Here is a 25,453-nt window from a genome sequence, read left to right as displayed (position 1 = left end):
GGCTCATTTGTTTGTATTACACAATCAGTGAACATTCATTCCCAAAGGATTAGTCACCTGTATAACCTTTTAATTTTAAACGCGCAGCGTGTAAAAGTGGCTCTGTATAACCAGAAGGTTGCTCACCACCTTTAAAGATTAAGTCAGACGCAGCTTGGAATGCGATGTTGTTCTCAAAGTCGTTAGACATTGGCGTATATAATGGATCATTAGCGTTTTGCTGATCCACAATTTTAGCCATACGTTGCATTACTTCTTCAACTTGCTCACGTGTCACGATACCGTGACGTAACCAGTTGGCAACGTGTTGTGAAGAAATACGTAAAGTTGCACGGTCTTCCATCAAACCAACATCGTTGATGTCTGGAACTTTAGAACAACCTACACCCAAATCTACCCAACGTACAACGTAACCCAAGATACCTTGACAGTTGTTTTCAAGCTCTTTAGTTTTTTCTTCGTCAGACCAGTTAGTGTCTTTTGCCAATGGTGGAGTTAACAAGTCATCTAAAGATAAAGGCTCAGTTGCCAATAATTCTTGTTGACGGTCTGCTACGTTCACTTGGTGATAGTGAATAGCATGAATCACAGCACCTGTAGGTGATGGAACCCATGCACAGCTTGCACCCGCTTCAGGATGTTCAGTTTTGGTTTTGTACATGTCTAAAAGCATGTCTGGTTTTGGCCACATGCCTTTACCAATTTGTGCTTTACCACGTAAACCTGCTTTCAAACCGATCATCACGTTACGGTTTTCATACGCTGGGAACCAAATTTGACCTTTTACTTCGCCTTTACGAACGAATGGACCTGCTTCCATGAAGGTATGGATTTCGTCACCTGTACGGTCCATGAAACCCGTGTTAATGAAGATAGTACGGTCTTTAGCTTGAGCAATACAGTTTTTCAAGTTTACAGAAGTACGACGTTCTTCATCCATGATACCGATTTTTAAAGTCTTCGCAGGCAAGCCAAGTACTTGTTCAGCACGTTCAAACAATTCAACTGCAAATGCAACTTCATCTGGACCATGCATTTTTGGCTTCACGATGTACATAGAACCTTGACGTGAGTTCTTGATCGTGTTTTCACCGCGAATGTCAGCAAAAGTCAATAATGGAGTGATCAATGCATCCATGATCCCTTCATAGATTTCTTGACCATCAACCAAAATTGCAGGGTTAGTCATTAAGTGACCTACGTTACGTAGTAACATTAATGAACGACCATGAACTTTAGTTTCACCGCCTTCTAGGTTTTTGAAAGTACGGTCAGCGTTCAATGTACGAGTCATGGTTTTGCCATTTTTCTCGATTGACTCTGATAATGTACCTTTCATTAGACCTAACCAGTTACGGTAGCCTTCAACTTTTTCTTCAGCATCTACAGCTGCAATTGAGTCTTCTAAGTCTTGAATTGTCGTTACAGCAGCTTCTAGAACAACATCTTTTACACCAGCTGCATCTGTTTGGCCAATTGGACTAGTTGCATCAATTTGAACTACAACGTGTAGACCATTATTTTTGAATACGATTTCTGTTGGAGCAGCAGCTTCGCCATTATAACCAACAAATAATGCTTCATTTGCAAGTGTTGTTGTAGAACCATCTTTAAGGCTTACTACAAGTTTGTTTGCATCTACAGCATATTTAGTCGCATCGGCATGTGAGCCTTGCGCCAATGGGAAAGTTTCATTTAAGAAGTTTTTCGCAAATGCAATTACTTTTTCACCACGAACTGGGTTATAGCCTTTACCTTTTTCTGCGCCATTATCTTCAGAAATAACGTCAAAACCGTAAAGTGCGTCGTATAACGAACCCCAACGTGCGTTTGCTGCGTTCAAGCAGTAACGTGCGTTACGTACAGGTACTACGAGTTGTGGACCAGCCAATAATGAGATTTCTTCATCAACATTTTCGGTGGTAATTTGAAAATCTTCTACTTCTGGTAATAAGTAGCCAATTTCAGTCAAGAAAGCTTTGTAAGCTTCTAATTCAAATGTATTATTGCGGTGCCATTCATCAATTTTAGCCTGAAGCTCGTCACGCTTTGCAAGTAACGCTTTGTTCTTAGGGCTAAGATCGACAACGACTTGTTCAAAGTTTTTCCAGTATGCATTACTGTCTAAACCAGAACCTGGTAGTGCTTCATTTTCGATGAAATCGTAAAGTTCTTTAGCAATCGCTAACTTGCCTTTTTGAATACGTGCAGTCATTGTCTTTCCTGATATTGCTACTTTTTATACAAGAGATTCTAGTATACTGATTTATATTTAGCTGAATAGTATTATCACATTTCAAAATAACGATCATTTATTACAAGATGAGTGACAATAAACACCTGAAATTCTGATCTGAAACATGACATTATTATTCATATAAATACACTTTCACAGTGTATAAAGTTTTTGAAATGTCGAAATTAGACTTAAGTTCAGATTTTGTTGTAAAAACCATCGACAGTCCTGTTTCAACACCACAAGATTAAGCCATGTTTATGACAAAATGTCGATAAAACCAGCAGTCACTGAATTTCTAACATAAAAAAGCGCCTAATTCTAGGCGCTTTAAAATCAACTCATTTGCTGTTCGGCTTCTGTTGCCTGTATTTGGCGGTGTTCTGCATTTAAATAGTCATCGGATTGCATTTCCAATAAACGTGAACGCGTGCGTTCAATTTCAAATGCTAACTTTTCGCCCTGATAAATTTCGATAATTGAATCTTCTGAGGTCAATAACAGTTTTACCCCACGGTCATAGAATTCATCAACCAAGTAAATAAAACGACGTGTGCCTTCAGACAAGAAATCAGTCAAATGCGGTACATTGCTGACCAATACTGTATTATAGATATTGGCAATTTCAATAAAGTCTGCAGGACTACGTGGCTTAAAGCACAGTTCAGAAAACTCACACCACAACACATCTTCAGTATGTGCAATGGTTTCTACAGTACGCTGATTAATAATAATCGGTTCAGATGAATGCTGCTGGGTATTGGTCAATGCACTGAAACGCTGCGCCATCCAGTTTTGGTTATCATGGCTGAGTGGCGATTTAAACAACTGAGCTTGTTTTAATACACGTAAACGATAATCTACCCCAGCATCGACATTGAGTACCTGACAATGCTTTTTCACCATTTCAATGGTTGGAATAAAACGGTCACGGTGGATGCCATTTTTATACAAACCATCTGGAGCAATATTTGAAGTTGCGACCAAAGTAATCCCACGATGGAACAGTTTCTGGAATAAATCACTCAAAATCATCGCATCGGTGACGTTTGAAACGAAAAACTCATCAAAACAAATCACCACTGCATCTTTATAAATTTGATCTGCAACAGAGTCTAAGGGATTACGCTGCCCTGAAAGTTTGTTGAGTTCACGATGCACATATTGCATAAAATGGTGAAAGTGCATGCGGGTTTTGCGACGAAACGGAACTGAATCATAGAACTGATCCATCAACCATGTTTTACCACGACCTACACCGCCCCACATATAAACACCTTGTGGCGCAGTCTGACGACGAAAACGTCGAAATGCTTTTTTTGAAGCTTTATAGCGTTGAATTAATTCCTGCCACACACGGTCAAGTTCGTGTACAGCCTGCGCCTGTGCATCATCTGGCATGAACTGCCCAGATGCAATCGCTTGCGCATAACGCTCTGCAGGTGACAGTGGATTAAAGGCTGTATTGTGTGGTGAATTAAAATCAGACATATTCATGGATACTTGTTTGGGCAAATAGATTATAACGAAGATCGAATCACGAGATATAACACTTTGGCATAGGTTTGCTGAATACTTCAGCTAAACACAGGCTATTTGGTATATTGGCGTGGGCTTTGCCCAAACCAGCGCTTAAAGGCATGGTTAAATGCCGCAGGCTCCGAATAACCCAACAGTTCTGCAATCACTTCAATTGAATACTCCTGATATTCAATTAAACGCAGTGCTTTATCTTTGATTAAATCTTCACGAATTTGTTTGTAACTGGTGTTCAATTGTTGCAGTTGATGCCTTAACGTCCGCTCTGGAATTTGTAAGGCCTGTGCTGTTTCTGCCATGCTAGGCATACTGCCCTGTTGCAGCTCTAAATAATCTTTAACACGTTGCACCACTGAAGGCGTATTGTCTTCTAATTTTAAGCGGTCTAGCTCTACAATACATTTAGCTTCGTAGCTACTAAACGTTACTGCATCTGCAGATGGAATACGTGCATTCAACACTACATCATCAAACCAAAATGCGGCTTGAGGCTGATTAAAGACAATGTCTTGACCATAATAATCATAAAAGGTTTGCAACACTTCACTTTGCTGCGGCTGTGCAAAGGGTAATTCTATGCGAATACGTGGTGCGCTCAAGCCCATCATTTTATAAAGGTCTTGAATAAACTTAAATGTGCCTGAAATTTCACATTGTGCGCGTAGTATCCCTAAACTGCTGTGCAGATCATTCGGTTGATAGCACAGTGCAATCTGTTGTGTTTGATGCTGCAAACTCAACTGACCGCTCAAATGAGTCAAACCCTGATATTGAATACCCTTTTCTAATGCTGTTGCAATATTAGGACTGGTCACCAATAACATCAGCAAAGGACCATAACCTGCCAAGGCATAATGCTGTCCAATAAACAGCCCCATTTCAGGTTCAACATCCGCACCAATGACTTTTAAAATATCCCATTCCAGACTTGGATGAATCACCGAACTGGTGTCCAATGCGTCTGCACGCAAGCCGATACTTTGCAATTTTGCATCGACATCAACGCCTGCTTTACGCATGCCTTGTATTAAATACATCAAGCCAAGTATAGATCTTTTCATAAAATGAACAGTGCGAAATAGAATATCCTTTTTACCTGATTCACCCACAGATAGAAATTGCCGAAAATATCAATTTTCATGTCAGCACGATCATGTTGTCAGGCATCGGGTTATTCTATCCTGAGTCAAACAAAATAAATATAAGGATGTCTTCATGCAGGATGCAGTAGCTCATTATCAAGTCGCAATTATTGGTGCAGGCTTTGGTGGCTTAGCCATGGCGATTCGTCTATTACAACGCAATATTCAAAATTTTGTGATTTTAGAAAAATCCAATGAAGTGGGCGGAACTTGGCGTGAAAACCAATACCCTGGTGCTGCTTGTGATGTGCAATCGCATCTATATTCATTGTCTTTTGCACCAAAAACCGACTGGAGCAAACGCTACGCAGAAGCACCAGAAATTTTTCAATATATTCAGGATGTGGTGCAACAGTTTAATTTACGTGACTATTGTCAATTCAATAGCGAAGTGGTGCATACCGAATATCAGGAAAAAGACTGTGTGTGGCACATTGCTTTAAAAGATGGCAAACAATTAAGTTGCCAATATTTAATTTTGGCCTCTGGCCCGCTGCATGTTCCGCAAATTCCTAAAATTAAAGGCATTGAAAAATTTAAGGGCAAAGTTTTTCATTCTTCGCAATGGGATCATCAATACGACTTAAACGGCAAAGTGGTTGCCTCTATTGGCACAGGCGGTAGCGCCATTCAATATATTCCCGAAATTGCACCAACAGTCAAACAATTGTATGTAATGCAGCGGACAGCAGCTTGGGTTATTCCAAGGGATGAACGTAAATATTTAGCTTTAGAGAAAAAAATCTTTCAGCGACTGGACTGGTTTAGAAAGCTGCATCGTGCTCGTTTATATTGGTCAAATGAATCACGTGCAATTCCAATCATGCAACCCAGTGTGATGAAATACACTCAGAAGCTAGCAGAAGCGTATATCCGTTTTCAGGTCAAAGACAAACAATTGGCAGAAAAGCTCATCCCTGATTATATTATGGGATGCAAACGCATTTTAGTTTCCAACAAATACTTTCCGACCTTTAATCGCAAAAATGTTGAGCTAGTCACTGATGCCATTCAAGAACTGACTGAGGACAGCATCATTACAGCAGATGGTCAAACGCGTAAAATTGATTGTTTGATTTATGGCACAGGTTTTATTACCGACCCACGTATTTATTTACAGCCATTTAGTTGTATTGGCGAGCAAGGCATTGATCTTAAACAAGCTTGGAAAGATGGCGCAGAAAGCTATTACGGTATTAGCCACAAAGGGTTTCCGAACTTGTTCCAGTTACTTGGGCCAAATACAGTGTTAGCACATAACTCAGTTATTTTTATGATTGAAGCGCAAGTCGATTATATTTTGCAAATGATGGATTTGGTGGATCAATCGCATGCACAGGCGATTGTAGTTAAAGATCAAGTGCAAGATCAATTCAATCAAAAAGTTGAAGCAATGCTAAACAACACTGTTTGGCAGTCAGGCTGTGTGAGTTGGTATCAACAAGATGGTGGCAAAAACTTTGCGCTTTGGCCAACTTATACTTGGAAATACTGGCTTCAAACCAAGTCACTGCATCCTAGTGATTTTAGATTAATCAGTAAAGCAGCATAAAGTTCCGATTTGTCATTTGAATAGGCATAATCAACAGGTGTTCAATCCACCTTCTCACCTGTTGATGTCATGCAATCTCTTTGGCTGATTTTCCAATTATTATTTTGTTTATTTTTAGGCTTTATACTCGCTAAACGCTTGCCCGTTATCATTGAAAAAATTGCATTCCAATTACTGCCATATTTTAGCTATATCTTACTCATTGCGATTGCATTTGAATTTGCACAGACATTTAGCACACTACAGCAACCCGTGCAGATTCTATCTACAGCTATGCAAATTGCATTTGCCACCTCAATGGGTGCATTTCTATGCTGTTATCTTTTATTTAAAGGTATTGGAATACAAACCACACACGGTAAAGTGTCACTGCATTTATTACGCAAATCCTGCCTGAACATCAGTTATGCATTTCTAGCGTTATTTGCTGGTTATGCACTGCATCAAATTACAGATAGCTTGAATTTTCAAGCACAGATACAAACGTGGTACTTACTGTTATTTTTTATGTGGATGATTGGACTCGATCTTGCCTATTCACCATTGGATCGCGCTTGGTTGAATTGGAAAATATTGTTGGTTCCTGCTGGATGCATCATGGGTTCTGTCGCTGGCGTGTTACTTTGTGCACTATGGCTACCCATCCAGCTCAAAGATTTACTGATGTTGTCACAAGGTTATGGCTTTTATTCTATGAGTGGCATTGTCGTATCTGAACTACGTACACCTGAGTTGGGTAGCATTGCGTTAATGAATGACTTATTCAGAGAGATTTTTGCAATATTGTTGATGTATGCACTTGGCTGGCGTTATCCACGTGCTGCAATTTCAGCTGCAGGTGCAACAGCAATGGATGTGACTTTACCCATGGTCAAACAAGCCTGTGGTAATGATTTTATTCCACATGCAATGGTCAGTGGATTTGTATTGTCAGTCCTTGCCCCCATTGCTGTAAGTATATTGGCTGCTATTTAAAAGTAGAATCCACAATTGTCCTCTCTCCCTTTGGGAGAGAGTTAGAGAGGGCTTATCTTTCTTTTAGAGAGTCTGAGATTGGAAAATTAAAGCGTCGCTAAAATATCTTTCAAACTTTGACGAGGATTCTCAGATTTAGTAATCGGACGACCAATCACCAAATGCGTCGAACCATCCAGCATAGCTTGTTTGGGTGTGACAATACGTTTTTGATCATCAGCGTTAGCACCTTCTGGGCGGATACCTGGCGTCACCAAGGCAAAATCTTGTCCCAAAGTTTCACGCAACATTTTTGCTTCTTGCGCAGAACATACCACCCCATCTAAACCACTATCTTTTGTGAGTTTAGCCAATCGCTGCACTTGCTCAAATGGCTCAATATCTAGACCCAAGTCTTTTAAATCTTCACGCCCCATAGACGTCAATACAGTTACCGCAATCAGTTGTGTTTGGTAATTCCCTGCTTTTAAACGCTCCACGCAGGTTTCCATCATTTTTCGGCCACCAGAGGCGTGCACATTAACCATCCACACACCTAAATCTGCCGCAGCACAGACCGCTTGCGCAGTTGTGTTTGGAATATCATGAAATTTTAAATCCAAAAACACTTCAAACCCTTGCGCATGCAAGGCTTTAACTACACTTGGACCTTCATGGGTAAATAACTCTTTACCAACTTTTACTCGACATAATGCAGGATCTAACTGTTCTGCAATGGTTAAGGCGTCATATTGGCTTTTAGCATCGAGGGCAACAATGATACTCAAGAGAATTACCTATGAATTAGACAAATAATGCTTATTATAAAGTGATTCGCATGAGGCAGATAGTCAAAAGACAGCTCAAATCTGATCATAAGCGGAATAGATGACTATAAAAATATAAGCATAAAAAAACACCCCAAAGTAAACCTTGGGGTGTTGCTTTTAAATTAACTTAATTTGCTAATTTAAAGGGCATTAGAAGAACGGTCTTCTGTATGCACATCTAATACTGTTTTTTCATGGCGCGTATGTGCAGCAGCTTCAGCAGCAGCCAGTTGAGCCGCATGAATTTGCTCTTTACGCAGATGTTCGATGTCTTTACGTAGTCGCTTAATTTCCCAACTATTTTGGAATACACGGAAAACTTGCACACCCAACAACAGTCCCAACACTAAACCAAGTGCTAACGTGATTAGTAATAATAAGCCCAAACGCATAGCAGGTACTTGGGTAAACAATAGATCAACCGAAAGTTCAGTGCCGTTTTGCAAAACCAGTGCCAGAGAATATCCAAATAGAATAACTAAAATAGCGACGAGAACGTAACGCATAAACACCCCTAGGAATTTTATTTATTTGCCGATTCGTTTACTGCATCACGTAGTGCTTTACCCGGCTTAAAGTGCGGTACAGCTTTAGCCGCAACTTCTACAGACTTACCTGTTTTTGGGTTACGACCTACACGTGGTTCACGGTGATGCAATGCAAAACTACCAAATCCACGAATTTCAATTCGGTTATCTGCCGATAATGATGCAATCATTTGATCTATCATTATCTTAACAGCTTCTTCCACTAATGGCTCAGCCAGATGTGGATTTTTCAAAGCAATTCGTTCTATCAAGTCAGACTTATTAAGTGCTTCAATAGTCATCTGTGACCTCTTTAATTATCAAGCTACTTTTACCTAAAACTGATAATAACCTGTTTAAATACAAAACGGTAGCGTAATAATTGAATACTACGCTACCGTTTACAGTATTTGTGTAAAAAGTATTAGTTAATTTACATTAACAATACAGTTTACCCGCAACTTAGTTGCCCATTTGAGCTTTGATCAAATCACCAATAGTCTTAGGACCATTGTCTTGACCGCTAGCTGCTGTTTTCAAGTTAGCAACTGCTTCTTTCTCTTCAGCTTCGTCTTTCGCTTTGATAGACAAGTTGATAGAGCGAGATTTACGATCTACGTTGATGATTTTCGCTTCAACTTCTTGACCAACTTCTAAGAACTTAGTTGCATCTTCAACGCGATCACGGTTGATTTCAGATGCTTTAAGAGTTGCTTCAACTTCGTCAGCTAACTTAACAGTTGCGCCACGAGCGTCAACAGCAGTTACTGTACCTTTAACCAAAGCACCACGTTCGTTAGCAGCTAAGAAATCGTTGAATGGATCACTGTTCAATTGCTTGATACCAAGGCTGATACGGTTGCCTTCAGCGTCTACAGAAAGGATAACTGCTTCAACAGTGTCACCTTTCTTGTAACGACGGATAGCTTCTTCGCCTTGCTCGTTCCAAGAAATGTCAGACAAGTGAACTAGACCATCGATACCGCCTGGTAAACCGATGAAGATACCGAAGTCAGTGATTGACTTGATAGTACCTGAAACTTTTTCACCTTTGTCGTGGTTCTTAGCAAACTCTTCCCATGGGTTAGCACGAGTTTGTTTGATACCAAGAGAAATACGACGACGCTCTTCGTCAACTTCAAGAACCATAACATCAACTTCATCACCAATCTGAACAACTTTAGATGGGTGGATGTTTTTGTTTGTGTGGTCCATTTCTGAAACGTGAACTAAACCTTCAACGCCTTCAGCGATTTCTGCGAAACAGCCGTAGTCAGTTAAGTTAGTTACGCGAGCTTTAACGATAGAACCTTTAGGATAACGGCTCATGATCGCTAACCATGGATCTTCGCCTAATTGCTTAAGACCTAAAGATACGCGGTTACGCTCTTTGTCAAATTTAAGTACTTTAACAGTAACTTCTTGACCCACTTCAACCACTTCTGATGGATGCTTGATACGTTTCCAAGCCATGTCAGTGATGTGAAGAAGACCATCAATACCACCAAGGTCAACGAATGCACCGTAGTCAGTAAGGTTCTTGATTGTACCAGTAACAGTTTGACCTTCTTCAAGCTGAGCAAGAAGTGCTTCACGGTCAGCTGAAGATTCAGCTTCCATCACTGCACGACGAGATACAACAACGTTGTTACGTTTAGCATCAAGTTTGATAACTTTGAACTCTAACTCTTTGCCTTCAAGGTGAGTTGTGTCACGGATAGGACGAGTGTCTACCAAAGAACCTGGTAAGAACGCACGAACTGGACCGATGTCTACAGTGAAACCGCCTTTAACTTTACCAGAGATAACACCAGTAACGATTTCGCCGTCTTCAAAGATTTTTTCAAGTTTAGTCCAAGTTTCAGCACGTTTCGCTTTTTCACGTGATAAAACAGTTTGGCCCATACCGTTGTCAAGTGCTTCAACAACAACATCAACGGTGTCACCAACTTGAACTTCAAGTTCGCGTTGTTCGTTTAAGAATTCAGCGCGGTCTACAACGCCTTCTGATTTAAGGCCAGTATCAACTGTTACCCAGTCAGAGTCGATGCTTACTACAACGCCTTGGATGACAGCACCCTTTTCAACGTTGAGGTTTAATTCGCTTTCTTCAAAGAGGGCTGCAAAAGATTCGGTCATGATATACCTGATAAAGTCAGCGGTCTTGGATCAGACAAGGCCGGTTTAGTTAAGCGTCTACATAGTCCGTATAAAACTGATCAAGCTATGCGTTCGCTGAATATATTGGTTCACGCCTATTAAGCGCGGCTAATACCAAGCTTCTGATCGACATAAGCCGTCATTAATGCAAATACTTCATCAATGTTCAGTTCAGAACTATCAATGATGTAAGCATCATCTGCCGGCTTAAGCGGAGCAACAGTGCGCTCCATGTCACGTTTATCGCGAGCTTGGATATTCGCTAAAATGTCGCTTATTTTAGCATCCAGCCCCATACCCTGCAACTGTTTTACACGTCTTTGTGCACGTGACTCCGCCGAAGCCGTTAAATAGATTTTGGCTTGCGCTGCAGGAAAAATACTGGTTGCCATATCACGCCCATCTGCCACCAAGCCTGGTGCTTGGGCAAAAGCGTGCTGGCGGGCAAGCAATGCGATTCTTAGTTCTGGCACAGCTGCCACTTTAGAAGCATACTCACCTACACGTTCAGTACGAATAGTTTGGCTAACATCTTCACCATCCAGTAGCACTTGAGTTGCATCTGATTGGGTTACAAATTGAATGTTTAAGTGTGTTGCGATGTCGATGCACGCTTGCAGCTCTGTATCTAGACGATCTAGCAGATTTTGCTTATGTAAAGCCAAACCAAGTAAACGATACAATGCACCTGAATCAAGCAAATGAAATTGATAATGCGCTGCCAGTTTTGCAGCTAAGGTGCCCTTACCTGAGCCACTTGGGCCATCAATGGTAATAATTTGAACGGTCATGATGTTTCCGTAATGATTTAGAGAGATTTGGCCAGTTTAGACAAGCCAATTTTAATTGCAGTTTTTAGTTGAGCCAAAATAGCCTTACTCACAAATGGCACACGAGTTTGCAACTCAATGCTGTAGGTCACCAAAGTTTTATTATCAGGCATATCTTGAAATTCAATTACCCCCAAATGATGTTTGATCAATGAGTTTTTAATGATTTTATATTCAATACGCTGATTCGGTTCGAGCAAAGTAATTTGCTCCTGCAAAGGCTTAATTGGCCCAATACCCATGCGACGTACAGAACCTACTCCATCAGGGCGCTCAGGGTCAGCTGAATCTTTCACACGTACTACCTGCATAGGCGCAAAGGCAATGTTATATGTCGCATGTTTAGACAGTAATTCAAAAACCTGCGACACAGGCGCATTAAATTCTTTTTTGATTTGAATGGCATTCATGGTAAGACCTGAGAATAAATTATTAAATGATCTGTCATTCAGTTTAACGCAAATCAGCAGTAAAACTCAGGTTTGCTTTTGATCATCTAGGTCATTTATTAGCTGTTGCTGCTTTTGTTGTTTCTTTTGTGCACGACGCATTTTAAAAAAATCACTTAACTGACTCGAGCATTGTTGCTCTAAACAACCTGATTGATATTCAAAAATATGATTGTAATAACCCGATTCTAAAAGCTTTCTGGCACTGATTAATGAACCCGCTTTGGGTTCTGTCGCGCCAAACACTACCCGTTTAATTCGCGCATGAATCAATGCCCCCACACACATGGTGCAAGGCTCTAAGGTGACATATAAGGTTGCGTCTTCGGGTAAACGATAGTTTTTAATATTGGCGCAAGCAGCACGAATAGCCACAATTTCAGCATGTGCAGTTGCATCATGTAAAGAAATAGGTGCGTTATAGCCCGCACCGATCACTTGATTTTGACTCACAATCACTGCACCCACAGGAATTTCTCCCTGTGCCGCAGCCAATGCAGCCTGCGCATAAGCAAGCTGCATCCAATCTTCATCACTATAGTGTTGTTCTGACATTCAAATAACAGCGAAATAGAATGAAAAATTAAATAATTTCGTATTGCTTTAACAATTCATTCCAGCTTTCAATAGTGGTCACAGGTGGATTATCTACAAAAATATTTTTGAGATTAATCTTGCCGTTTTGTTGCCATGCAGGTGCCAAGTCTTTATCAACTAAACGCGCACGCACACCTTCTACAAAATCTGCGTGACGGATTTTCCAGTCAGAAATTTGAGTTTCTAGTTCAAATACTTCATTCCAAGAATGAACTTGTTTACCCCATTGCCATAACAACCAAGTTAAAGCCGCTGTGGTTGGTGAACCTTTTTGCAGATTTTCGCTGGCTTGACGCAACCAGTCACTACGCGCATCACTCAAACCAATAATCGACTCATAGTCACTTTCAAAACTCACACCACGGCACACACTTTGAATCACATCTAAAGAGTTTTGCAACGGCCCTGGGCCTACAGGACGATGCATACTGTTCAAGGTGTCGTCAATGGCACGGAAGTCACCTGCTGGGTAATGATTCCAGTCAATATTAATGACTTTATCTAACACTGCTGCACGCTGCGCATCACAAATATGCGTTGCCCAACCAATACCATAGGCACCCGCTGCAGTCATGATTGAACCTGTTAAACCAGTGAACAAACCAATCGCACCACGGTCTGCCAAGAAGCGGGTTGCACCTACATCTGGGTACAAGCCAATATTAATTTCTGGCATCGCTAAACGTGAATATGGTGTTACCAAACGGAATGGCGCAGCCATGAAGAGACCTAAACCACCGCCCATCACATAACCTTCACCCCAAACCAACACTGGCTTGGCATAGTTATGCAACAACAAGTCCAGTGCATATTCTTGCTCAAAGAATTTATTGGCGGTTGCAACTTCATCATTAATAACCAACTGGCGTAACTTACGCACATCACCGCCTGCACAAAACGCTTTAGGTGTAGTTGAATCCAGCCAAATTGCTTTCACGCTGTCATCGGTATGAAAGTCTTCAAATACTGCCAATAATGCAGAAACAATTGATTCATCCAAAGCATGCAATGATTTTGGGCGATTCAAACGCACAATGCGCCAGCCATTTTTTGCTTCTTCTACAATTAAATCTGGGTGGTATTCTTTTGAAATGGGAGAATGTGTCATGCGTCCAGCTGCCAGTCTATAGGCTCAATGCCATTTTGTTTAAGATAATTATTTGATTTTGAAAATACTTTACACCCAAAAAAACCACCACGATTTGCTGCCAGTGGCGATGGATGTGCTGCCTTCAATATCAGATGTTTATTCGGATCTATACGTTGTCCCTTACGTTGTGCATATGCGCCCCATAAAATAAACACAATATGCTCACGTTGTTGATTTAACACATCAATCACATGATCTGTAAAATCTTCCCAACCCTGCTTTTGGTGCGAGGTTGGTTGTCCTGCTTGTACAGTTAACACACTGTTGAGTAACAACACCCCTTGTTCCGCCCAATGGGTTAAATCGCCGTGGCGTGGAACAGGTATACCTAAATCTGTATGTAACTCATGGAAAATATTACGCAAAGATGGGGGTAATGCAACCCCTCTTTGCACAGAAAAGCTGAGTCCATGCGCTTGATTTGGCCCATGATAAGGGTCTTGCCCAATAATAACCACTTTCACCTGATTTAAAGGGGTGGTATTTAAAGCGTTAAATATCAGCGAACTTGGTGGATAAATCACCTTATTCTGTTGTTTTTCTTGCAACAAAAACTCACGTAGCGCATCCATTTGAGGACTTAATAAAAATTCAGCCAAGCTGTATTTCCAACTGTCATCCAACTGGACTTTGTTTAAGCTCGCATATTGCTGCTCAGTAAAAGACATGCTTGTATCAATCCTTGTAGATGTCTAATGGTCTGGTTTAAAGTTTGACTTGTAACTCAACATTAGGGTTTTGAAACTTCATCCCCTGTTTTAATTTTTCATACATTTGAGGGTCTGACCACTCTGCCTGCACTTGATCAGAAAAATGGATTTGCGCTAACTGCAACTCACCCATTTGTGCATTTTCAATATCTTCTAAAAAGCTTTGTGCATAGCCTGTATCTGTTTCATGCACAATCACAGAATAGACCTCTACATCACCTTCCCCATTTTGTGTGATGGTCGATGCCAATACCTGCTGTGCCAAATAAAAGAAAATGCGAGAAAACTGCTCTGCCGATGGTGACACAGGCAAAGATACCCAACGTGCACTAAATTTTTTGCAGGCCTGAATATACTCAGGGTCATCATGCTCCCAAAAACAAATTGCATGATCAAAAGCATCAAATAATTCTTTAATAACGCCTTTGAGTAAGCCAAAGTCATACACCATTTGACCATGATCAAGTTTGGAAGCTTTCAGTAACAATTCTACTTTATAGCTATGACCATGAATCGAGCGCTTGCAACGGTCGGAAGTGCAATTACGCACAATATGTGCATTTTCAAACTTAAATAACTTACGAATTATCATGTGTCGTTAGGTCATCACAATATTTGGGGGATATTCCTTATAATTATAATGCAAAACGTGAACAATAAGCTAATTTTAGCCCTCAGATTGCCTGACAATAACAGTATTTAAAGATGCGTTCTCATGTCAATTTGAGCTAAGATCAAAAGCTCAGCAAAGCTCGCCCACTTAAAACCAATTAAAAAGGCGTCAAACTTCGATATGCCACATCAACCGTTTTCTCACTACGTACAAATTCACTGCTAAATTGTCGTTTACGCTCACTCAACACCACTTCTATTTTCGCTTTAAAATAATTAGATTGCACACCCAGCAAACCTGAAAACTCGTTGCGTATTGACGCATCTACATTCTGAAAGCCTTCCAACTCCCACAACGCATTCACGTTACTAAAATGTTCTAAGTTCGCATTGCGACGGTCTAATAAATTTTGTATAGCAGCAACATCCAGTTTTTCATCTAAACTCACCAACACTAATGCTGGTGCAGTATTGATGTTGATGGTCGTGTCACGTTTTGGCAATGCACTCACATAAGGCGTAAGTAACTGATATTTACCGCCCTCGAAACCTCGGACTTGTTTTAATTCCTCAACACTGTGAAATAAATTATTGGGCGGTAAATATGGCAGCGGCAAACCTTGATAATAACTCGACTCTGCACCCATTGCGCCACTCGGTTCATCATCCGGGTCTTGCCAATCAATCACCGCTTCACTCAGCTGCGCAGGCAAACCCACCCGCTGCAACAATTTTTCAAAATACTTTTTAGCTTTTTCATTGATCTGATTTTCAGGTGTCAGCAAACTATTTAAATTAAATTTACCCGACTCATCTTGTAGCACACCTGACACATAGCCATCTTCGACTGGAAATGGTGGCATTGGTTTCGCCCAGTTTTCTTGTAAATGATCGACCTGCCCTGCATTTTTAGCATCATCTTGCAGCAACTCTGAAAAAAATACTTCAGCACTTTTGGCATACAAAAGTGCCTGATTTTGTCGCATTAAATAAGCAGTATTCTCACTGGTATACATTTGTCGTTTAGCAATGGTCGCCGCCAAAATTGTAGCTAAGGCAACCAACATCAAAATCGTAATCAAGGCTATACCTTGCTGTGATTTGATAATGCGTGAGGTCTGTGTATGGTGTAAACGCATGGCCGCCCTTTGTCTTTATTTATTTTGATTATTTTTATTTAAAAAATCGGTCTGTAATAAACTAAAAACCCATTCATACTGCACATCACGCACAGTCAAATTAATTTTTACGCCTTTGGGTAAAAGTCGAAGCTGCTCGGTTTGGTTTGGATTGATCGGGTTTTCAGGCCAGCTATTTAATGTTTGAGGATTTAATACCATTATTTCAAACGCATCGACCTGATCCAACAACACGCTTGATTCAGGCTGGTCATGCCCTGTTTGATGCAAATTACGATATTTTAAACGATACACCTTTTTTTCATCGGCACGATATTGATATTCGACACGTTCATTCGGTGAAATACCTTGTTGCAAAGGATCAGTCACACCTGTTTTACTAAAATTAAAACGTCCATTTTGTAAGACCAATGCAGGTTGTTGTTGCCCTTTTACATTCGCAGCCAAAGGCACAGCCTGTAAGGTATCACGTAAAATTTGCTGATAGCTTTCCTGCAACTGCTCCAAATTGGCTTCATGCATGGCGTTGCGGTCTTTGACTTTAGATAAATAATCAAACACCTTCCAACCCAATGCAGACAGCACAGCAAAAATGGCAATCGCAACCAATAACTCAACTAGGGTAAAGCCTTTTCTTGCACTCATAGGTTTTGCTCACGTGCATTAAAAAACACCAAAGACGTTACCCCTGCTTCAACCTGCCCAGTCTCTGTATTATATAAACTGATTTGAATATCCACACGTTGCACATTTGGGCTAATGGTCGCTTGTGTGGACTTGTCAATTTGCCAAGTTTCACCCTGCTGAGTAACCTGTTTTGACTCTGTACCACTTAACCACTGGCGATTCATTTCCATAGATGCCACTTCATTCAAGGCCACAAATTGCGCCTTGGTTCTTAAAATAGCGTTTGCGGTAGATTGAGTGTACTGCATGGCTACTTTAGTCATGGCCATGGCAGCCGTTGCAAAAATTGCCAAAGCGACCATCACTTCAAGCAGTGTAAATCCGTTAACTTTCATGGATTTTCCCTAAATGATCGACTTCAATTTCCGCACCTACAGGGCGTTGTTCAAAATAAAATTGAATCCGCACAGGTTTGGCTTCACCATTACCCAGCCAAATCAAGGCAGGCGCATTACTTTGCAATAACTCACTCTGATTCGCTTGTGGATAATTTTGCTCTAAAGATAAAATTTGGATAGAAACTTGTTCAGGCAAAGTTCTCGTTTTAAATTCTGTATAAGTTTGCCATTTTTGATTATTTTGCAGGCTTAATTGCTGCTCTGAAGCGTAAGGCTGATATTCCAAAACGTCATAGCGTGCAGGAGAAACATCGGTTGCGGTATGCAAATTTAAAGCAAAAATACGTGCTTGATCATTGGCTTCACGGTTCAGTTGACGCAAATCCAATAAAAACACTTCCCGTGCCTGCATGGCTTTACGCTGATCGACACCACCAATATTCATTAAAACCAGTGATGCCATGATTGCCATAATCACAATCACCACCATCAATTCAATGAGCGTGAAACCGCGTACCGAAGACAGTGGAGTGTTCATATTTTAATTAGGTCAATTGTTCAAAAGACTGTGCTTGTTTTGGCATAGCCAAAGCCTGATCAATATAGGCCACGCGTAGAGTATCCCGCGAACCCAAATAACGCTGATAAAAGCTTGAGTTTAAAATAGCTGCCGCACCATGCGTCAACGCCCAAATGGAAGCTAAATAGTCACGTACTTCCATGTGACTATGAATAGATTCTAAATATTGTTCAGTCATGCGGATAATAATGCGTAATCGGCTTTTACGAACTTGATAGAGTTCACTAAACAACAAGCCAATGCCAACACCTGTGGTAGAAAGACGCTCTTCAATTTGATGAAAAAGCACAGTGCGCTCAGGATGATGCAAGTGATGCAGCATAAAAAATGCTAAATGTTCTGGAAATTGCTTTTCAGCATCTTTAATCATTTCTAGCAACATGCGCTCATTACGAATAATGAGCAACATGTACAACTCATCTTTACTTTGAAAGTGTTTATATAGAGTCCCTTTGGCCAAATCCAGTTCTGCTGCCAAAGCATCAAGAGTCATTCCTGCTTCACCATTTTCCAAAAGCAATTGCTCTGCCACTTGGAAAATTAACGTTTCTCTTGCTCGAAACTGAGCCTGACGATCCATCTTCACCCGATAAACTCTCTTTTCACTATTCTATCAATTAAAATTTTCATATCTCACGTGGACATGCGCCACATTTACACACATCCAGCGTGTAAATTAATGTCCTTTGAGTAGGTTTTCAAAGTTTTGTGTTGTTATGAAAGCCATTTCCTCTAAGGACTTATCATATACATCACTTAGGGCTTTGGCTACATACGGAACGTATTTTGGCTCATTTGTCTTACCGCGATATGGCACAGGTGCCAAATATGGACTGTCTGTTTCTATGAGCACACGATCTAAAGGCACTTGTTTGGCCACATCCCGCAAATCTTGTGCATTTTTAAAAGAAACAATGCCCGAAAATGACACATAGTAACCGCAATCTAGCACCGCTTTGGCAGTTACCCAATCTTCAGTGAAACAATGTAAAACGCCATGGGTCGATTTTTCGGCACGGATGATATCCACCGTGTCTTGCTTGGCAGCGCGGGTATGCACTACAACTGGTTTCTTCACAGCTTGCGAGGCATGAATATGGCGTGCAAAACAGGCTTTTTGCTCCGCAACAAAATCGGTACTGTGAAAATAGTCTAGACCTGTTTCCCCCAAAGCCCAGACTTTGTCTGCTTGTGCCAAAGCTATCAGTTGCTCTATGGTAGCTCGTGCCATATTTTCCGCATTTTCACAGGGATGTACCCCAACGCTATAACCTACATCAGCATGACGAGCTGCAATTGCAGCCAAGGCGATATGATCGTCCAACTCAACCGAGATACCCATTATTTTAGAGACACCTGCGAGACGTGCCTGTGCAATAGCTGCATCTAAGTCACCATCATAAGGGCTTAAATCCAACATGGTTAAATGACAATGTGTATCTACAAACACGATTTTTTCCTAAAAGCAAACTACCTACATAGTGTAACTTGTACGGTTGTCAGACTTAAGCCCCGCAAGGATTCTTTCGGCTTCTGATTTGTAATAAATGCCTTTTTCACCGCTGAGCTGAATGCCAAAGCCCTGCAATTTGATACCATTTTGCTTTTGGGAAATCCAAATCACTTTGCCTGTTAGGGGAATTTTTTGTGATTGCTCAGGTAAAGTCGCGAGTACAAAAATTTCTTCGCCCATTTTTACAGGTTGTTTTGAGGGTACAAATAAGCCACCGCCTACAACGTATGGCATATAACTTAAATATAGCGTGTCAAGATCAGGAATATTGGCCTGAATAATACCGCCCATACGTGGTTGCATGATGTTCCCCTTAAATATTCATTAACTTAATACATAATTGATCAAGCACCAGATTACTTTGCACGTTTTGCTCAAGCATTGGCTTGGCTTGCTGTAATTCTGCATATAAGCCAAACAAACGTTCCAAGTCATATTGTTCGGCTAAATGCTGCAAAGCAGTGCTTAAATCTAGATTTTTAATGCTTTGATTTAGCTTGACACAAATTAAATCACACAACAAGTATTCAAACATCTGACTAAAATCAGGAAAGCTCAGCGCTTTGTTCCATTTTGTTGCGATTGCCATTGGCATATTCTTTTGAGTGACCAATCTATACCAGTCTTTAAGAAAATCTGTACGTTGCTCAAGCCATGCTGCCTCTGCTAACGCTAAAGCCTGCAATGGCATGTGGTTAGACAGATTCATCAACAATTGTTGCTTTGTTACATCCAAATCGGGTAAATGCTGCTGCAAATATGCTGTAGCTTGTACTGAATCAATTCGATCTAAAGCAAAATGCTGTAAACGGCTGCGAATGGTTGCAGGTAATTTAAGATAATGATCTGCCAGCAAAATAATCACGATGCGATCACCCGGTTCTTCGAGGGTTTTCAGCAAGGCATTAGAAGATGCAATATTTAAGGCTTCGGCAGGTTCAATCACAATTACCCGCCAACCATCTACCGTTTGCTGGACAAAAGGTAATAAATCACGGATCTTCTCGATCTTAATTTTCGCGTTTTGTTTTTTATTCTCTTCATCGGTGCTGATATAGACATAATTTGGATGTGTATCTGATTTTAACCACTGACAACTACTACATTCATCACAAGGCTGTGATTGCACATCACGCTGCTGGCACAAAATCCATGCTACAAATTGTTGTGCAAAGGCTTCTTTACCACAACCCTGCTTACCAAAAAATAATAAACCATGCCCCATTTGGGGAAATCGACCAGTCAGGTTTTCCCAAACTTGTTGCTGCCACGGATAAACGTGTCCAATTACATCATGCTGCATGGTGGGCAATTCACTTATTCAAAATGGGCAATATCCATTGCATTTAATCGGTCTAAGTCTGCCTGCGTATCCACGCCAGGTGGTAAATTCGCTTCTGCAACTGCAATAGCAATACGATGGCCATTTTCCAACACACGCAACTGCTCTAAACTTTCCAATTTTTCCAATGTACCCATTTCCCAAGTCACATATTCTTGTAACAACGCTACACGGTAAGCATATAAACCTAAATGACGATAGGCATGTGCATGCAATTGAGCTTCCGCTGCTTTTGCACCATCACGGTCATAAGGGATTGTGGCACGACTAAAATACAAAGCCTGATTGTGCTTAGACATTACCACTTTCACAATGCTATCACGAGTGAATTCATCTAGTTGCTGAATCGGCTCACACAACGTGGACATAGAGCACTCGGGTTGATCTTCAAGTAACTGTGCCACTTGTTGCACCAACTGTGCAGGTAAAAGAGGTTCATCGCCCTGCACATTCACAATAATATCGTTTTCATCCCAACCTTTTATACGTGCCACTTCACTTAAACGGTCTGTACCTGAAGGATGATCTGCCGAGGTCAGCACCACATCAACCCCTTCGGCACGACATAATTCAGCAATACGAGCATCATCGGTCGCCACACACAAGTCATCAAAACCTGCCACTTTTTTTGCCTGATCGACCACACGTAAAATCATGGCACGACCATGAATTTCCAATAAAGGTTTGCCTGGTAGACGTGAGCTGGCATAACGTGCAGGGATAACAATGTGTTTCATAATGTTCCTTCAGGCAGGTTTAAACCTAATTGTTTCAATTGTTGATGTAAGGTGACATAGCAGGCCGATGACAATACGGCCTCTACAGGCACGACCCAAATTTCACGCTGAAAATCTGGATATTGCTTTAACAATGCTAATAATTTCACTGCATCTTTTTCTGTGGTAATGATCGGTTGCGAGTCTTCAAACTGCAAATCGGTAATTTCATAGTCATGGTGATCTGGAAATTCGTGACATTGAAACTGCGTTACTCCCATTGACTCTAATGTTTTATAAAACCGTTTTGGAAAGCCAATACCAACCACCGCATAAAAACTTTGGGTCGGGTCAAAAATTAGTTCTTGTTCAGGATGCAATAAATACGGTGCCGCCACAGCGAGATGCATATTTAAGTTCGAGTGCGGTTGTGCTGCATGTTCAATCACGGTGGCATCATCCAAACGCGATTTTGGTTCTCGCAAATAACCTTCAGGCAAAATTTTCTCGTTACCCAATCCACGGTTATTATCTAAAACAATCCATTCTAGTTGACGGTTTAAAGCCAAATGCTGCAAACCATCATCACTGATAATCAAGTCTAAATCATGCTGTTCAAGCAGTAGCTCAATACTTTTTTGACGATTTGGCCCTACAGCCATCGGCACACCTGTTGATTGCACAATCAAGGTTGGCTCATCGCCTACTGCCTCAACATCGGCATCAATACCTACATAGGCTGGAAATGGACCTTTGCCGCCATAGCCCCGACTGATCACGCCAACACGTACATTTAGACTTTGCAGATATTTCACCAAGTGAATCAGTAAAGGGGTTTTACCACTACCACCAACAGTAATGTTACCAATCACCATGACTGGTACGGGCGCGGTATAAGCCTTTTTAATACCTGAACGATATAAATTTTGATTCAATAAACTCACGCCACGATACAACATCGACAACGGTCTAAGCACAACCAGCCATTTGGCTTGTTTATGCCAAGCGTCCTGAATGAATTGTGCCAAAGACATGAGTTAATGTTCCTCAAAATTACGTTGATGCAACTGAAAGTATGCACCTTTTCGCGTCATAAGCTCTTGATGTGTACCTTGCTCTAGAATTCGTCCCTGATCCATCACCACAATACGATCAGCATTTTCAATGGTAGATAAACGGTGTGCAATAACAATGGTCGTACGGTTTAGCATGGCTGCATCAAATGCGCGCTGAATAAAATATTCAGATTCATTATCTAAAGCACTGGTAGCTTCATCTAGAATTAAAATGGGCGCATTTTTTAAAATAGCACGAGCAATGGCGATACGTTGTCGTTGACCACCTGACAAGTTCAATCCTTGCGCACCCAATGGTGTGTCATAGCCTTGTGGTAAAGCCATAATAAAATCATGTGCATAGGCGGCTTTGGCTGCAGCAATAATGGCATCATCACTAGCACCTTCTAGCTGACCATAGGCAATATTTTCTCGTACCGTGCGGTTAAACAACACCACTTGCTGATTAACCATGGCGATTTGTGAGCGTAGGCTATTTAACTCAATATCACGAATATCTTGCTGATCAAATAAAATTTGCCCTGAGGATGCTTCCTGAAAACGCACCAACAGATTGACCAATGAAGTCTTGCCTGCACCAGAACGCCCCACTAAAGCGACCGTTTCACCTGCTTTGACATCTAGATTAAAGTCATGAATAGCATGATGACCATCTGAGTAAACCAGATTGACATTCTTAAACTGTAAATTACCCTTTAGATTTGGCGTGAGCGTGCCCTGATTTTCTTCCTCAGGCATATCTAGCAGTTCAAATACTGAATGTGCTGCAGCCAAACCACGCTGTAATTTTTCATTAATATCGGTCAAGGCTTTAATTGGTTTACTGAGCATACCAGCCGCAGTGATATATGCTACAAACTCACCTGCTGAAATATCACGCAAAATTTCAGGTCGTAATGCAATCCAAATAATAATGGCCAACGCAATCGACATAATAAACTGCACAACTGGGCTGTTCAGTTGTTGTACAGCCACCATCTTTAGACCACGACGTAAATTTTCTAAAGAGTTTTCCTTAAAACGGGTTTGTTCATAGCTTTGACCACCAAAGCCTTTCACCACCAAATTGCCATTTACAGTTTCTTGCACCACATGGTTTACATCACCCATGGTGTCTTGTACCTGAATAGACAAACGGCGCATACGTTTTGCTGCTTTACGAATCAGCAAACCAATTAATGGACCAAACACCAAAATACATAAGGTCAAACGCCAGTTGGTGTACAGCAAATACCCCAACAAACCCAAAGTAATTAAACCCTGCTGTACCAAAGTACGCAGGGACTCCGTAGAGGCAGCGGTCAACTGTTCTACGTTATACATAATTTTGGCCGTAATATGGCCACTGGTATTATCCAGATAATACTGTGCAGGCAGACGAAGTAGTTTTGCAAAAACTTCCTGACGAATATTAAAAACCAAATTACGTGAAATCACCGCGGTAAAGTATCCTCCAATAAAGGTGCCTAAACCGCGGAAAAACATTAAAGCAACAACTAAAAGTGGAAAAAGTGTCGTAAACGACTGGTCTCGCTCCTGAATGGCGTTAATAATTTTCTCTAAGAGTTTTGCCACTGAAACTTCTGTGGCTGCATTGATGGCAAAACCAACAATGACCAGAATAGCCAAACCCCAAAAAGGGAGCAAATATCTCAGAAGACGGCGGTAGACCTGTAAATCCTTCTTCACTAATAACCTCGAGTTGGGACTTTCGTACTGATATTGATGTTGACGAAACCAAGTTGTCCTGCGACATCCATCACCCGAATCACATCCTGATGGCTTGCTTTGGCATCTGCAGCAATAATAAACATTAAATCACGACGATCTTGCGAAATTTGTTTAATTGCTGTGTTTAAATCTGCCACTTCTTTAGTAGAAAGTGCCTGACCATTCACAGAGTAATGCCCTGTAGAGTCGACTACCACTTCAATTTTATGTTCATAGGATTTTGGTGGAACACCCTGCGCTTCAGGCAAGGTTAAATTCATGCGGCTAAACTGGTTAAATGTGGTCGAAAGCAATAAAAACACCAAGATAAACAATAAACAGTCAATCATTGGTGTCAAGTTAATATGAATATCTTCGACTTGCGAGCGTTTGAATTTCATATCTTCACCCTAGCTAACTTTCTTCACATCTTGCGCATTCAACTCAGGTTCAGCCTGAGTAAGTGTTTTTTGATGAAAAAGTCCCGCATGAAATAGGGTCGATTGCTGCTCTAATTCCGCAACATATTCTTGCACCAAACGCTGAAAATAACGATAGGCAAATAACGCAGGAATTGCAATTAACATCCCCGCCGCTGTAGTAATCAAAGCTTTAGAAATCCCTGGAATCATGAGTGTGGGATTGCTTGCGCCTACATCAATCACTAAAAATGATTCAATAATTCCAAGCACTGTACCTAACAAACCTAATAATGGCGCAACAGCACTAAGCGTCCCTAAAAAATTAATATTTTTTTCTAAATAACCAATTTCTTGTGATGCAGTCGCTTCCATTTGTGCACGTGCATATTGTTCTGATTGTTGTTGGTTACGTGCGCCAGCAGTAAAAATACGACCTAGGGTACTGTTTTTTAAGCTTTCACTTTGGTTCAACTGTTGCAACACTGTAGACAAACTCTGTCCACGGTTTAATAACAGTGCATTTGGTAACACGCCAGCACGCTTTAAACGCATAAAACGTTCAATGGTGATGGCAACGGTAAATACCGAGCACAACACCAACGGTAGCATGAGCCAACCACCTGCTTTTACTAATTCCCACAT

General features: G+C 41.0%; 28 protein-coding genes. 2 read left to right on the top strand and 26 right to left on the bottom strand.

The features are described 5' to 3' along the window. Nucleotides 1-49: 49 nt before the first annotated feature. The 3 genes from HHA41_RS01830 to HHA41_RS01820 all read right to left on the bottom strand — a co-directional run bounded on the left by HHA41_RS01830 (nucleotide 50) and on the right by HHA41_RS01820 (nucleotide 4,836). Complete coding sequence (locus tag HHA41_RS01830; RefSeq protein ID WP_168418918.1) at nucleotides 50-2,215, bottom strand: malate synthase G; 2,166 nt, start codon at nucleotides 2,213-2,215, stop codon at nucleotides 50-52. Between the two features lie 357 nt (nucleotides 2,216-2,572). After that, entirely contained in the window at nucleotides 2,573-3,727 is a 1,155-nt protein-coding gene (gene zapE, locus HHA41_RS01825) for a cell division protein ZapE (protein WP_168460272.1), read from the bottom strand. Nucleotides 3,728-3,828: 101 nt separating this feature from the next. Next, on the bottom strand, nucleotides 3,829-4,836 hold the full coding sequence (locus HHA41_RS01820; protein ID WP_168460270.1) for an AraC family transcriptional regulator: 1,008 nt from the start codon (nucleotides 4,834-4,836) through the stop codon (nucleotides 3,829-3,831). 154 nt (nucleotides 4,837-4,990) lie between these two features. Between HHA41_RS01820 and HHA41_RS01815 the strand changes: the two genes are divergently transcribed. Together HHA41_RS01815 and HHA41_RS01810 are read left to right on the top strand one after the other, a co-directional pair. Then, nucleotides 4,991-6,469 (top strand): NAD(P)/FAD-dependent oxidoreductase, encoded by a 1,479-nt coding sequence (locus HHA41_RS01815; protein ID WP_168460268.1) that lies wholly within the window; start codon nucleotides 4,991-4,993, stop codon nucleotides 6,467-6,469. A 69-nt stretch (nucleotides 6,470-6,538) separates the two neighbouring features. Then, a complete protein-coding gene (locus HHA41_RS01810) occupies nucleotides 6,539-7,444 on the top strand; it encodes a lysine exporter LysO family protein (protein ID WP_168460266.1) in 906 nt (301 codons plus the stop codon). Between the two features lie 86 nt (nucleotides 7,445-7,530). Here HHA41_RS01810 and pyrF read toward each other — a convergent pair whose 3' ends face one another. The 23 genes from pyrF to HHA41_RS01695 all read right to left on the bottom strand — a co-directional run bounded on the left by pyrF (nucleotide 7,531) and on the right by HHA41_RS01695 (nucleotide 25,453). After that, on the bottom strand, nucleotides 7,531-8,211 hold the full coding sequence (gene pyrF, locus HHA41_RS01805; RefSeq protein WP_168460264.1) for an orotidine-5'-phosphate decarboxylase: 681 nt from the start codon (nucleotides 8,209-8,211) through the stop codon (nucleotides 7,531-7,533). Nucleotides 8,212-8,393: 182 nt separating this feature from the next. Further along, nucleotides 8,394-8,759 (bottom strand): lipopolysaccharide assembly protein LapA domain-containing protein, encoded by a 366-nt coding sequence (locus HHA41_RS01800; protein WP_168419001.1) that lies wholly within the window; start codon nucleotides 8,757-8,759, stop codon nucleotides 8,394-8,396. 17 nt (nucleotides 8,760-8,776) lie between these two features. Next, nucleotides 8,777-9,082: an integration host factor subunit beta gene (locus tag HHA41_RS01795; RefSeq protein WP_168419002.1), complete on the bottom strand. Its 306-nt coding sequence runs from the start codon at nucleotides 9,080-9,082 to the stop codon at nucleotides 8,777-8,779. A gap of 160 nt (nucleotides 9,083-9,242) precedes the next feature. Next, entirely contained in the window at nucleotides 9,243-10,919 is a 1,677-nt protein-coding gene (gene rpsA, locus HHA41_RS01790; protein WP_168419003.1) for a 30S ribosomal protein S1, read from the bottom strand. A 119-nt stretch (nucleotides 10,920-11,038) separates the two neighbouring features. Further along, complete coding sequence (cmk, locus tag HHA41_RS01785; RefSeq protein ID WP_168460263.1) at nucleotides 11,039-11,731, bottom strand: (d)CMP kinase; 693 nt, start codon at nucleotides 11,729-11,731, stop codon at nucleotides 11,039-11,041. Nucleotides 11,732-11,748: 17 nt separating this feature from the next. Continuing rightward, nucleotides 11,749-12,180, bottom strand: a complete 432-nt coding sequence (locus HHA41_RS01780; RefSeq protein WP_168460261.1) for an SRPBCC family protein — start codon at nucleotides 12,178-12,180, stop codon at nucleotides 11,749-11,751. A 66-nt stretch (nucleotides 12,181-12,246) separates the two neighbouring features. Continuing rightward, entirely contained in the window at nucleotides 12,247-12,774 is a 528-nt protein-coding gene (gene tadA / locus HHA41_RS01775; RefSeq protein WP_168460259.1) for a tRNA adenosine(34) deaminase TadA, read from the bottom strand. A gap of 28 nt (nucleotides 12,775-12,802) precedes the next feature. Next, nucleotides 12,803-13,924: an enoyl-CoA hydratase/isomerase family protein gene (locus HHA41_RS01770; RefSeq protein WP_168419007.1), complete on the bottom strand. Its 1,122-nt coding sequence runs from the start codon at nucleotides 13,922-13,924 to the stop codon at nucleotides 12,803-12,805. Then, on the bottom strand, nucleotides 13,921-14,634 hold the full coding sequence (gene ung / locus HHA41_RS01765) for a uracil-DNA glycosylase (RefSeq protein WP_168419008.1): 714 nt from the start codon (nucleotides 14,632-14,634) through the stop codon (nucleotides 13,921-13,923). Before ung ends, HHA41_RS01770 begins: the two co-directional genes overlap by 4 nt. Nucleotides 14,635-14,671: 37 nt before the next feature. Continuing rightward, on the bottom strand, nucleotides 14,672-15,268 hold the full coding sequence (locus HHA41_RS01760; RefSeq protein WP_168419009.1) for a 6-carboxytetrahydropterin synthase: 597 nt from the start codon (nucleotides 15,266-15,268) through the stop codon (nucleotides 14,672-14,674). A 178-nt stretch (nucleotides 15,269-15,446) separates the two neighbouring features. Further along, nucleotides 15,447-16,427 (bottom strand): type II secretion system minor pseudopilin GspK, encoded by a 981-nt coding sequence (gene gspK / locus HHA41_RS01755; RefSeq protein ID WP_171525205.1) that lies wholly within the window; start codon nucleotides 16,425-16,427, stop codon nucleotides 15,447-15,449. Between the two features lie 15 nt (nucleotides 16,428-16,442). Then, nucleotides 16,443-17,072 (bottom strand): type II secretion system minor pseudopilin GspJ, encoded by a 630-nt coding sequence (gene gspJ / locus HHA41_RS01750; protein ID WP_168460257.1) that lies wholly within the window; start codon nucleotides 17,070-17,072, stop codon nucleotides 16,443-16,445. After that, entirely contained in the window at nucleotides 17,069-17,449 is a 381-nt protein-coding gene (gene gspI, locus HHA41_RS01745) for a type II secretion system minor pseudopilin GspI (protein ID WP_168419011.1), read from the bottom strand. Before gspI ends, gspJ begins: the two co-directional genes overlap by 4 nt. Next, nucleotides 17,439-17,990, bottom strand: coding sequence for a prepilin-type N-terminal cleavage/methylation domain-containing protein (locus tag HHA41_RS01740; RefSeq protein ID WP_168419012.1), 552 nt, complete (start codon nucleotides 17,988-17,990; stop codon nucleotides 17,439-17,441). The genes gspI and HHA41_RS01740 overlap by 11 nt, the downstream gene beginning before the upstream one ends. A 7-nt stretch (nucleotides 17,991-17,997) precedes the next feature. Continuing rightward, a complete protein-coding gene (locus HHA41_RS01735) occupies nucleotides 17,998-18,612 on the bottom strand; it encodes a TetR/AcrR family transcriptional regulator (protein ID WP_168419013.1) in 615 nt (204 codons plus the stop codon). Nucleotides 18,613-18,708: 96 nt separating this feature from the next. Beyond that, nucleotides 18,709-19,482: a TatD family hydrolase gene (locus HHA41_RS01730; RefSeq protein WP_168419014.1), complete on the bottom strand. Its 774-nt coding sequence runs from the start codon at nucleotides 19,480-19,482 to the stop codon at nucleotides 18,709-18,711. Nucleotides 19,483-19,506: 24 nt separating this feature from the next. Further along, nucleotides 19,507-19,848 carry a PilZ domain-containing protein gene (locus HHA41_RS01725; protein WP_168460255.1) on the bottom strand — a complete coding sequence of 114 codons (342 nt, stop codon included), beginning with the start codon at nucleotides 19,846-19,848 and terminating at the stop codon, nucleotides 19,507-19,509. Nucleotides 19,849-19,858: 10 nt separating this feature from the next. Next, the gene (locus HHA41_RS01720; RefSeq protein ID WP_168460254.1) at nucleotides 19,859-20,848 is read right to left on the bottom strand and encodes a DNA polymerase III subunit delta' C-terminal domain-containing protein; all 990 of its coding nucleotides are present in this window, start codon (nucleotides 20,846-20,848) and stop codon (nucleotides 19,859-19,861) included. Nucleotides 20,849-20,862: 14 nt separating this feature from the next. Further along, complete coding sequence (gene kdsB, locus HHA41_RS01715) at nucleotides 20,863-21,624, bottom strand: 3-deoxy-manno-octulosonate cytidylyltransferase (RefSeq protein ID WP_168460252.1); 762 nt, start codon at nucleotides 21,622-21,624, stop codon at nucleotides 20,863-20,865. After that, on the bottom strand, nucleotides 21,621-22,637 hold the full coding sequence (gene lpxK, locus HHA41_RS01710) for a tetraacyldisaccharide 4'-kinase (RefSeq protein WP_168460250.1): 1,017 nt from the start codon (nucleotides 22,635-22,637) through the stop codon (nucleotides 21,621-21,623). The genes kdsB and lpxK overlap by 4 nt, the downstream gene beginning before the upstream one ends. A gap of 3 nt (nucleotides 22,638-22,640) precedes the next feature. Continuing rightward, nucleotides 22,641-24,368, bottom strand: coding sequence for a lipid A export permease/ATP-binding protein MsbA (gene msbA / locus HHA41_RS01705; protein WP_168460248.1), 1,728 nt, complete (start codon nucleotides 24,366-24,368; stop codon nucleotides 22,641-22,643). Then, on the bottom strand, nucleotides 24,368-24,790 hold the full coding sequence (locus HHA41_RS01700; protein WP_168419020.1) for a biopolymer transporter ExbD: 423 nt from the start codon (nucleotides 24,788-24,790) through the stop codon (nucleotides 24,368-24,370). Before HHA41_RS01700 ends, msbA begins: the two co-directional genes overlap by 1 nt. A gap of 9 nt (nucleotides 24,791-24,799) precedes the next feature. Next, nucleotides 24,800-25,453, bottom strand: coding sequence for a MotA/TolQ/ExbB proton channel family protein (locus HHA41_RS01695; RefSeq protein ID WP_168460246.1), 654 nt, complete (start codon nucleotides 25,451-25,453; stop codon nucleotides 24,800-24,802).

Source organism: Acinetobacter sp. A1 (assembly GCF_012371315.1).
Lineage (GTDB): Bacteria > Pseudomonadota > Gammaproteobacteria > Pseudomonadales > Moraxellaceae > Acinetobacter.
This window is presented reverse-complemented; position numbering and strand designations above follow the sequence as displayed.